The sequence below is a fragment of the Burkholderia sp. LMG 13014 genome, from assembly GCF_905232215.1.
Lineage (GTDB): Bacteria > Pseudomonadota > Gammaproteobacteria > Burkholderiales > Burkholderiaceae > Burkholderia.
Window position 1 is genome coordinate 1 of the sequence record NZ_CAJNKE010000255.1, and the last position, 8,335, is coordinate 8,335.

Annotated in this window: 10 protein-coding genes and 1 pseudogene; 5 read left to right on the top strand and 6 right to left on the bottom strand. The window is 64.7% G+C overall.

Translation table 11 applies throughout. The features are described 5' to 3' along the window. Both JYJ84_RS22020 and JYJ84_RS22025 read left to right on the top strand, forming a co-directional pair. Positions 1-273: hypothetical protein (locus tag JYJ84_RS22020; protein ID WP_205189466.1), on the top strand; the 273-nt coding region annotated here is incomplete at its 5' end. Between the two features lie 217 nt (positions 274-490). Beyond that, positions 491-1,069, top strand: a complete 579-nt coding sequence (locus JYJ84_RS22025; RefSeq protein WP_043180062.1) for an NnrU family protein — start codon at positions 491-493, stop codon at positions 1,067-1,069. 75 nt (positions 1,070-1,144) lie between these two features. Here JYJ84_RS22025 and JYJ84_RS22030 read toward each other — a convergent pair whose 3' ends face one another. From JYJ84_RS22030 to JYJ84_RS22055, 6 genes are all read right to left on the bottom strand, one after another. Further along, entirely contained in the window at positions 1,145-2,524 is a 1,380-nt protein-coding gene (locus JYJ84_RS22030; protein ID WP_175220113.1) for an amino acid permease, read from the bottom strand. 300 nt (positions 2,525-2,824) lie between these two features. Further along, on the bottom strand, positions 2,825-3,562 hold the full coding sequence (locus JYJ84_RS22035; RefSeq protein ID WP_122947690.1) for a sulfite exporter TauE/SafE family protein: 738 nt from the start codon (positions 3,560-3,562) through the stop codon (positions 2,825-2,827). A gap of 138 nt (positions 3,563-3,700) precedes the next feature. Next, on the bottom strand, positions 3,701-4,279 hold the full coding sequence (locus JYJ84_RS22040) for a DUF488 family protein (RefSeq protein WP_122947689.1): 579 nt from the start codon (positions 4,277-4,279) through the stop codon (positions 3,701-3,703). After that, a complete protein-coding gene (locus JYJ84_RS22045) occupies positions 4,276-4,503 on the bottom strand; it encodes a DUF2945 domain-containing protein (protein WP_175220114.1) in 228 nt (75 codons plus the stop codon). The genes JYJ84_RS22040 and JYJ84_RS22045 overlap by 4 nt, the downstream gene beginning before the upstream one ends. 289 nt (positions 4,504-4,792) lie before the next feature. Then, positions 4,793-5,965 (bottom strand): FAD binding domain-containing protein, encoded by a 1,173-nt coding sequence (locus tag JYJ84_RS22050; protein WP_175220116.1) that lies wholly within the window; start codon positions 5,963-5,965, stop codon positions 4,793-4,795. Between the two features lie 45 nt (positions 5,966-6,010). Further along, positions 6,011-6,676: a DsbA family oxidoreductase gene (locus JYJ84_RS22055; protein ID WP_175220118.1), complete on the bottom strand. Its 666-nt coding sequence runs from the start codon at positions 6,674-6,676 to the stop codon at positions 6,011-6,013. Between the two features lie 113 nt (positions 6,677-6,789). Here JYJ84_RS22055 and JYJ84_RS22060 point away from each other — a divergent pair, with 113 nt between their 5' ends. The 3 genes and pseudogenes from JYJ84_RS22060 to JYJ84_RS22070 all read left to right on the top strand — a co-directional run. Further along, positions 6,790-7,716, top strand: coding sequence for a LysR family transcriptional regulator (locus JYJ84_RS22060; RefSeq protein ID WP_175220120.1), 927 nt, complete (start codon positions 6,790-6,792; stop codon positions 7,714-7,716). A 118-nt stretch (positions 7,717-7,834) separates the two neighbouring features. Then, positions 7,835-8,004 (top strand): annotated as a pseudogene (locus JYJ84_RS38380) (FAD-dependent oxidoreductase); the annotation flags it as partial. 101 nt (positions 8,005-8,105) lie between these two features. Further along, positions 8,106-8,335, top strand: a 230-nt coding sequence (locus JYJ84_RS22070) for a glycine zipper domain-containing protein (RefSeq protein ID WP_240201887.1), incomplete at its 3' end; no start/stop codon positions are given.

Consider the following 8,335-nt stretch of genomic DNA (forward strand, 5'->3'; position numbering starts at 1 on the left):
AGCGGCCAAACCAGCGGCCAAACCAGTGGCCAAACCAGTGGCCAAACCAGTGGCCAAACCAGTGGCCAAACCAGTGGCCAAACCAGTGGCGAAACCGGCAGCAAAACCAGCGGCAAAGTCGCCAGCGAAACCAATAGCAAAGCCGGCACCGAAACCACCGGTGAAACGCAAGCAAACTTGATACCGATCGAGCGAAGCGACAGCTTCGCGCATTTCGTTTTCCTTTCTTTCGATCTCGAACGCCGGCCGATTCGCATCGCGCACGGCGCGTGATACCCGGCGGCGCGCCCGCACCGGTGCGCAAAACCCGCCTGCTTGCCGCACCGCACATCCCCCGTGCTTCACAACGGCGGCCTCGGCGTTTATGATCGGCGCGGGTTGCACCCGTGCCTGGCGCGACCCGTGCCGGCCTCGCAGCCGGCCCCGCGAACGGCGCATCGTACGCCGTGCGGAACGCTTCCCCACTCATCATTCCAGACGGAGACAGCCGATGCTCGTCCTGATTCTCGGTTTAGCGATCTTCCTCGGTGTGCACTCGATCCGGATCGTCGCGGACGGCTGGCGGTCGGCGACGATCGCGCGGATCGGCGAGAAACGCTGGAAGGGCCCCTATGCGATCGCGTCGATCATCGGTTTCGTGCTGATCATCTGGGGGTATGGGATGGCGCGCCAGGGCGCGACGCTGCTGTGGGTGTCGCCCGTCGGCGTGCGCCACCTCACCGGCATGCTGACCGCGATCGCCTTCGTGCTGATCGCGGCCTCCTACGTGCCCGGCAACCGCATCAAGACGCTGGTCGGCCATCCGATGGTGGCCGGCGTGGCGGTGTGGGCGATCGCGCACCTGCTCGCGAACGGCACGCTGCACGCCGTCGTGCTGTTCGGTGCCTTCTTCGTGTGGTCGCTCGTCGATTTCGTCGTGTGGCGCGCGCGTGACCGCCGCGATGGCGTCCGCTATCCGGCGGGCAAGCTGTCGGGCGACGCCGTGGCGATCGTGGCCGGGCTCGTCGTGTGGGCCGTCTTCGCGCTGTTCCTGCACGGCTGGCTGATCGGCGTGCGGCCGTTCGGCTGAGCGGCCGAGAGGTTGAGCGATTGAGCGATTGAGCGGCGGCCGGCCGGCGCGCCGCTCGCTCGCCGAGGGCAACGGTCAGCGCAGCTTCGCGCCGGCCGTGTCCCCGAGTTGTGCCGGTTTGCGGCGCAGGAAATACGCCGCGACGATCGCCAGCGCCGTCAATACCGTGAACCAGAACTGGAAGCGCGAATCCGGGTTGAACGCCTGCGAGCCGAGCACGGCGACCAGCGCCAGCAGTGCGATCCAGTTCGACACCGGATAAAACCACGCGCGGAACGCCTGCGGATCGCGTGGTGCGTGCTTCTCCTGCCGGCGCATCGCGAAGTGCGCGACGATGATGAAGATCCACACGATCATCACGAACGCGCCGCTGCTCTTCGCGAGCATCAGGAACAGGTCGCCGCCGCTCACGAAGTGAATGCCGAGGATCGACACGCAGATCGCCAGGCACAGCACGAGCGCGTTCATCGGCACGCCTTTCGCGTTGGTCCGGCCGAACATCGCGGGTGCGTGGCCGCGCTGGCTGAGCGAGAACAGCATGCGCGAGTTCGAGAACAGGAACGAATTCATCACCGACATGAACGACACGAACAGCACGAGCTTCATCGCGATGGCCGCGCTCGTGAAGCCTGCCATGTTGAACAGCGACACGTACGGCGATTTCAGGTTGGCCTTGTCCGTCCACGGCATGCACAGGATCAGGATCGACACCGAGCCGACGTAGAACACCATCACGCGCACGATCACGCTCTTGATCGCGCGGATCACGTTCTTGCTCGGGTTTTCGGATTCACCCGCCGCAACGGCCGCGATTTCGCTGCCGCCGAGCGAGAAGATCACGACCATCACGCCGGCGAGCACGGGAGAAATGCCGTTCGGCATGAAGCCGCCGTGATCCGTAAGGTTCACGAGCCCCGGTGCGGGAATGCGCGGCTGGAAGCCGAGCAGGATCGATGCGCCGAGTGCCATGAAGATGATGATCGTCGTGACCTTCGCAAACGACAGCCAGTATTCGGCTTCGCCGAACGATCGCACCGAGTATGCGTTGCTAGCGATCAGCGTGACGAGCATGAACAGCGCGCCGCCCCACACGGGCAGCCACGGCAGGAAATCGTGGAGGATCGCACCGAGCAGGATCGCCTCGACGGTGATCGTCATCATGGACTTGAACCAGTACAGCCAGCCGACCGCGAAGCCGGCCCATTCGCCGAGATAGCTGCTCGCGTAGGTGGAGAACGACCCGCTGTCGGGATTGCGGGAGGCCATTTCGCCGAGCATGAACATGACCAGCGTGACGATCACGCCGCCGATCAGGTACGACAGGATCGCCGCGGGGCCGGCGGTCGCGATGATGGCGCCGGAGCCGACAAACAGGCCCGCGCCGATCACGCCGCCAAGCGCGATCATCGTGATGTGCCGTTGCTTGAGGCTTTGCCTCAACGAGTTGTTCTGCATCTCCTACCTCTAGTTATTGTTGGCCTGTCGGCCGGGAACGCATCGGGCGGCGTGTCGGCAGGCGTGCTGCCGCCGCAAAGGGCGTCGATGGCGAGGGAGCGTGTGTGACGCGATGTGCCGGGCCGCCGGCGGTGAATCGGAATGGCGGCCGCGAGGTGCCGGTCGGTGCCCGCGAGAGGGCGATGACGACGGCAACTCCGGATTGTGGGCGGACACCGCCGTCACGGCAAACGAGATATGCGAAAGACGTCTTGCGGTTTGCTCATCAATTGCCGCAGCGGTAGCGGCAAGGGGCGTGCATCAGATCGGCTTGACGAACAACCCGACGGTCAGCACTGCGCCGATGCAGACGATCCCGATCCGCAGGATGCGTTCGTTCACGCGTTGCAGCGCCCACGTGCCGAGCAGCCCGCCGACGATCGCGCCGCCGCCGAGTGCCAGTGCCGAGCCCCAGTGCAGGTGCGGCGACGTCAGGAACAGCACGACGGCCGATGCGTTCATCACGCCCGCGAGCGCGTTCTTCGTCGACATCGCGTGGCGCGGCGACAGGCCGGCCATCGTCAGCACGGCCATCATCAGGAAGCCGAGCCCGCCGCCGAAGTAGCCGCCGTAGATCGCGATCATGAACTGCGAGATCGCAGCGGGGACGGTGCCGAGGTGGCCCGTGCCTTCGCTTGGCTTGCGGAAAAAGCTGCCCCACGCGAACACGACCGTCGCGAACAGCACGAGCCACGGTACGAGGCGCGAGAAGATCGACGACGGGGTTTTCAGCAACAGCAGCCCGCCGAGCGCACCGCCGACCACGCTGATGAAGAACAGCGTGCGAAACGACAGCTTGCCCACGCCGCGCACCATGTTGCGGCTCGCCCAGCCGGTCGTGACCTGCGCGGGAAACAGCGCGACCGTCGACGTGATGTTCGCCGCGAGCGGCGACATGCCCGACACGATCAGGGCGGGCAGTGTGACGAACGAGCCGCCGCCCGCGAGGGCGTTCTGCAGTCCGGCCCACAGGCCGGCAACGATGACGAGAGTGAGCATGGGGTGCAACGGGCGAGGTGGCGGGGCCCGCTTGCCGGAAGCGGGCAGGCGCGGTGGAGGCCCGATGATAATGCAGATCGCGATGGTCGGAAGCCGGCGCGGGTGCACGGCCGCGCGAGCGACGTCACGGGTGCAACGTCACGCGTGCGGTGGCGTGCCGGCTTCCGGCGTGGCGGTGCCGCTTTCGACGTCCGGATAGACGATCGAGCCGTCGGGCCGGACGACCGCGCCCGCCGTGAGGCGTGCGGGTTCCACGCGATTGCGGCCCATGATGTGCAGCACCGTTTCGCCGCGTGCGATCAGGTAGTCGGACACGATGCGCCGGTGGCAGCGCCACCATACCGCTTCCGAACACATGATCGCGCAGCGCTGCCGATGCCCGTCTGCGATCAGCCGGTCGAGGCCGTCGCGAAACCCGGGTGACAGCGCGTAATCGGCGTAGCGGTGAAAGCTCTGGTTGGTCCAGAAGTCGTTGACGTCGTCGGGCACGTCGTGCGACTTGCCGCGCAGGCCGCCGAGCTCGGCGATGTGCTCGTAGGCGATGCCGGTTGCAGCCAGCGCGTCCGGCAGCGTCGCTTCGTTGAATTGCGGATGGGTGCGCGAGCGTGTCATCTTGCGGATATCCGCGAGCAGCGCGATATCGACCGCGTCGAGCATTCCGACGAATTCGTCGAGCGTGCGGTTCGAGTGGCCGATCGTGTAGAACGGGAGCGTCATGCGTCGTCCTTGTCCGCGATGCGCTCGAGCACGCGGCTGCGGTGCGCGGCGATGTGGTCGGTGCGGTCGCTCTTGATCTCGTACTGTGGATCGTCGGGCGACGCGCGATGGCGGTGGCCCTTGTAGTCGAAATCCGCGGTGTGGATCGCGATGATCGTGCCGGTCACGTAGCCGGCCTCCGAATTCCAGCGGACGTGGTCGCCCAGCCTGAATGGTGTGGTCATGCAGGAGGCCCTCCTTGCGCGGTTGCGGTGTGCGTTGATCCTCGCGGCGCGTGTTGTCGTGCTGCAGGAATGACGTGTCCATTATCGTCCGCGACCGTCCGCGGAAACAGATACAGACGGCCGCGCGGCGCTGTGCTGCCTGCGCAATGAATCCGGCGAGCTCGAGTTGCGCGATTGGGGGAAATGCCCCGGTCGGTGAAGTCGCGGACGGAGATCGACGGAATCGACGACGCAATCGGCTGCCGGGCCGGGCCGTGCTGGGGCGGCGACGGATGACGCGGTGGCTGGATCAAGCACCCTTCAGGACGACATTGCTGCGCGGGATGCCCATGATCCGGTCGCCGATGTTCATTCCCCATTCGGTCATGCCGATGCCTTGATGCAATTGTCCGGCCTGCCACTGCGACAGCGCCTCATCGATACCGGCATCCGCGGAATGCAGCGCCTGGGCCAACGCCAATGCGTTGGCGGCTGCCTTGGCGGTGCTGCCCGCGGTATGAGGGCGCGGCACAAAGGCGGCGTCGCCCAGCAGGATCGCGCGACCGTACACCATCTGCTTCACCTGCAGATCCAGGATGGCCTGGACGAACGGTTCCCGGGTCGCTTCAACCAACGTCTGGAAAGTCGGCGCGAGAAGCTCCTTCGACGCCTGTGTCAGGCGAGCGAGGTCTTCGTCCTTCGGTGCGCCCGGAGGCAGCGAGAACGAATGGCGAATCCCCGAGCGGTCGGTCAACAGAGCCGTGAGCGCTTCGCCATGGGCAACCTTCCGGTACCACACCCAGTTCCAGCGTCGCTGACCCTCCTGAGTCGACAGGTCTTCGCCCGGGACGAGATATTCGAGCATCAGGTGACCGGGGCCTTGCTGGAAGGCAAAGGTTCCATTGAGAACATCCGCGGCGCTTGCCGGGAGCGCCGTTTCAGGCACGAGACCACGCCACGCGACATATCCGGCGTAATTGGGTGAAAGGCCGGCAGAGACCTGCTCGCGGACTGCGGAGCGTGCGCCGTCTGCGCCGACGAGCAGATCGCCCGTTTCAACGCGGCCGCTGGCGAAGTAGGCGGTAATCCGGTCGCCGTTCTGTTCGAAGCGGATGAAGTGCTCGCCCGGATGAAAGACCTGCGCGGGCAGGTGCGCCTTCATCGTGCCGTAGAGCATGTTCCAGGACGTTTGGGTCTGCGGCATGAAGCTGCGCTGAATGACACGATCGGCGCGGTCCAGATAGATGCGGTCGCCCGACTGCACGCCGAGCGCGGTACCCGTCTGAATGCCGGCGAAATGAAACGCCGACAGGACGTCGGCCTGCAACACGATTCCGCCGCCTCGGCTGTCCAGTTCATTCGGGGAGCGCTCGAAGATGTCGATGTCCCAACCCGCGGCTTGCAGCGTCGTTGCAGTAAAGAGCCCGCCGAGCGAGCCGCCGATGATCAGTGCGCGAGGCCTGTTTTTTATGGGGGCGACCATGAATCTCTCCAAACCAGTAGCTTGCGTTCAACTGCAGGTGTCGATTCAGACTGCGTCTTTGGCCGTGTTGTCGCCGGTGGCAGTCCGAAGCACCTGGGCGAGTACCGAAACCGGTTGTGCACCGCTCACCGGAACGCCGCCGACATGAATGGTCGGCACCGACCGGATGCCGGTGGCCCCGGCCCGCAGTTCGTCGGCAACGACTTCGCGCTCGCCGTCGTTCGTCGCCAGGAAACTGCGCACTTCGTCCGCGTCGAAACCCGTACTTTCCGCGAGGCTTGCCAGAACCTCGGCCGTGCCGATGTTCCGCCCTTCGGAAAAATAGGCAGAGAAAACCGCCTCGAACAGTGCTTCGGTCCTGGCTGCGTTTCCCTTGGACTGAGCAAGGAACATCAGGCGATGGGCAAGCCGCGTGTTGGGCGTAACCGCTACGCGGTCGTAGTTGAATTCGACACCGGCACGTTTGCCCGCCAGCGTGACGTCGGCATCCATTGCCTGCGAACGTGCCCAGCTTCCGAATTTGGCGCTGCGATAGGCTTTTCGATCGATTCCGTCCTTGGGCATGGTCGGATTGAGTTCATACGGAAGGTACTTGACGGTCGGTGCGACGGCCAGGTCGGCCTCCCGGAGCGCTGCCTTGAGATGTTCATGGCCGATCCAGCACCACGGGCAGATGAAGTCGTACGTGACCTGGATTTCGAGCGGATTCATTTGAAGGCTCCTTGCGTTGACGGTGTAAGCACTTTAGGCTTTGCGTCAGACTTAGTGAATATGAAGCAATCGCAATCCAGCGTTGCGGTATGCGCAAAGACAAAGGACATGGCGTGGACAAGCTTCTTGCGTTGCGGGCATTCATCGACGTCGCGGAAACGGGGGGCTTTTCGAAGGCCGCGCGCCGCATGGGGGTGGCCACTTCATCGGTGACGCGCCTGATGGACGCGTTGGAGAAGTCGCTTGGAAGCGCGTTGCTGACGCGCACGACGCGTCAAGTGACTTTGACGGATGCCGGTTCCGCGTATCTGGAGCAGATCACGCGGGTGCTGTCGGACCTCGACGAAGCCGACGGGAGTGTGTCCGACACGGGTGTCGACGCAGTCGGGCCGCTGCGTGTTTCGATGCCGGTGACTTTCGGGCGCCTGTGCCTGGGGCCGCACATAGCAAGCTTCCTGCAGCAGCATCCCCGCGTTTCCCTGGACCTGGTGCTTTCGGATTCGACCCTCGATCTGGCCGCCGAGCGAATTGACGTTGCGGTACGCATCGGCACACCTGCAAACCAGCCGAATCTGATCGTCAATCGCCTGGCGGAACATCATCGCTATGTTGTCGCGAGTCATGGCTATCTGGAAAGCAACGGGGTGCCCGCTTCACCGGAAGATCTGCGAAACCATCAATGCCTGCGTTTTGCGTACCAGGCAGCTTTGCAGCGTTGGTCGTTCACTCGCGCAGGCAGCACCGAGCATGTCGAGATCAACGGCAGACTTTCGGTGAACAACTCGGACGTGCTGCGCGAGGCTGTGATCAGCGGGTTTGGTATTGCACTGCTTCCCCAATGGCTCGTCGAAGAGGATGTGGTGGCGGGGCGGCTACCGCGTCTTTTCGAAGACTACTCGGTCAACCCGCTCGAACAGACCGTCTGCGTTTATGCCGCTTATCTTCCGAATCGCCGCCACTCACGCAAAGTGCATGCGTTGCTTGATTTTCTTCGATATCGCATCACGAACTCCGGCGCGTTCTCGGAAGCTTCGAGCTAGGCCGCGATCCTGCGCGCCGGCGCAAGCGGGTTGCGGATCGCTGGGAAATGGATCCGCGCATGGCCGCACACAGGCTGCCGGGCCGGAAGTCGAGGTTGAAGCCCTGCCGCGCGGGCAGTTCGCGATGCTCGAGCAGGCTCGCGACGAGGCGGGGCCGAACGCCGGGGCTACGATCGGCTGCGCGTGATCGGCCATGGCGAGATGCCGGAATGGCTGGACGGCACGCGCTATCTCGCGCGGTTTCACGATCCGGAAGCCGGCCACCTGAATCCGCCAAAACGCGCGCTCCGGCCAGAACAATGCCCGATTTAACGCTTCATTACGATGGGCCTTCCGGAAAGGTGCTAGATTCGCCCATCGATATCTCGCAATGCGGAGAGGGCAGACAGATGCTGAAGAAATTGGCAGGAATGGCGGTGGTGGTCGGTGCGGCGGCGGTGGTGTCGCTGCCCGCCGTGGCAGGCGACACGAGCAACGCACTGGGCGGCGCGCTGGGTGGCGTCGCCGGCGCGGCGGTCGGCAACGCGATTGGCGGCAGCACGGGCACCGTGATCGGCGGGGCAGTGGGTGGTGGTGCGGGCGGTGCGGTGACGTCGAACAAACGCGAACGCACGGGCGC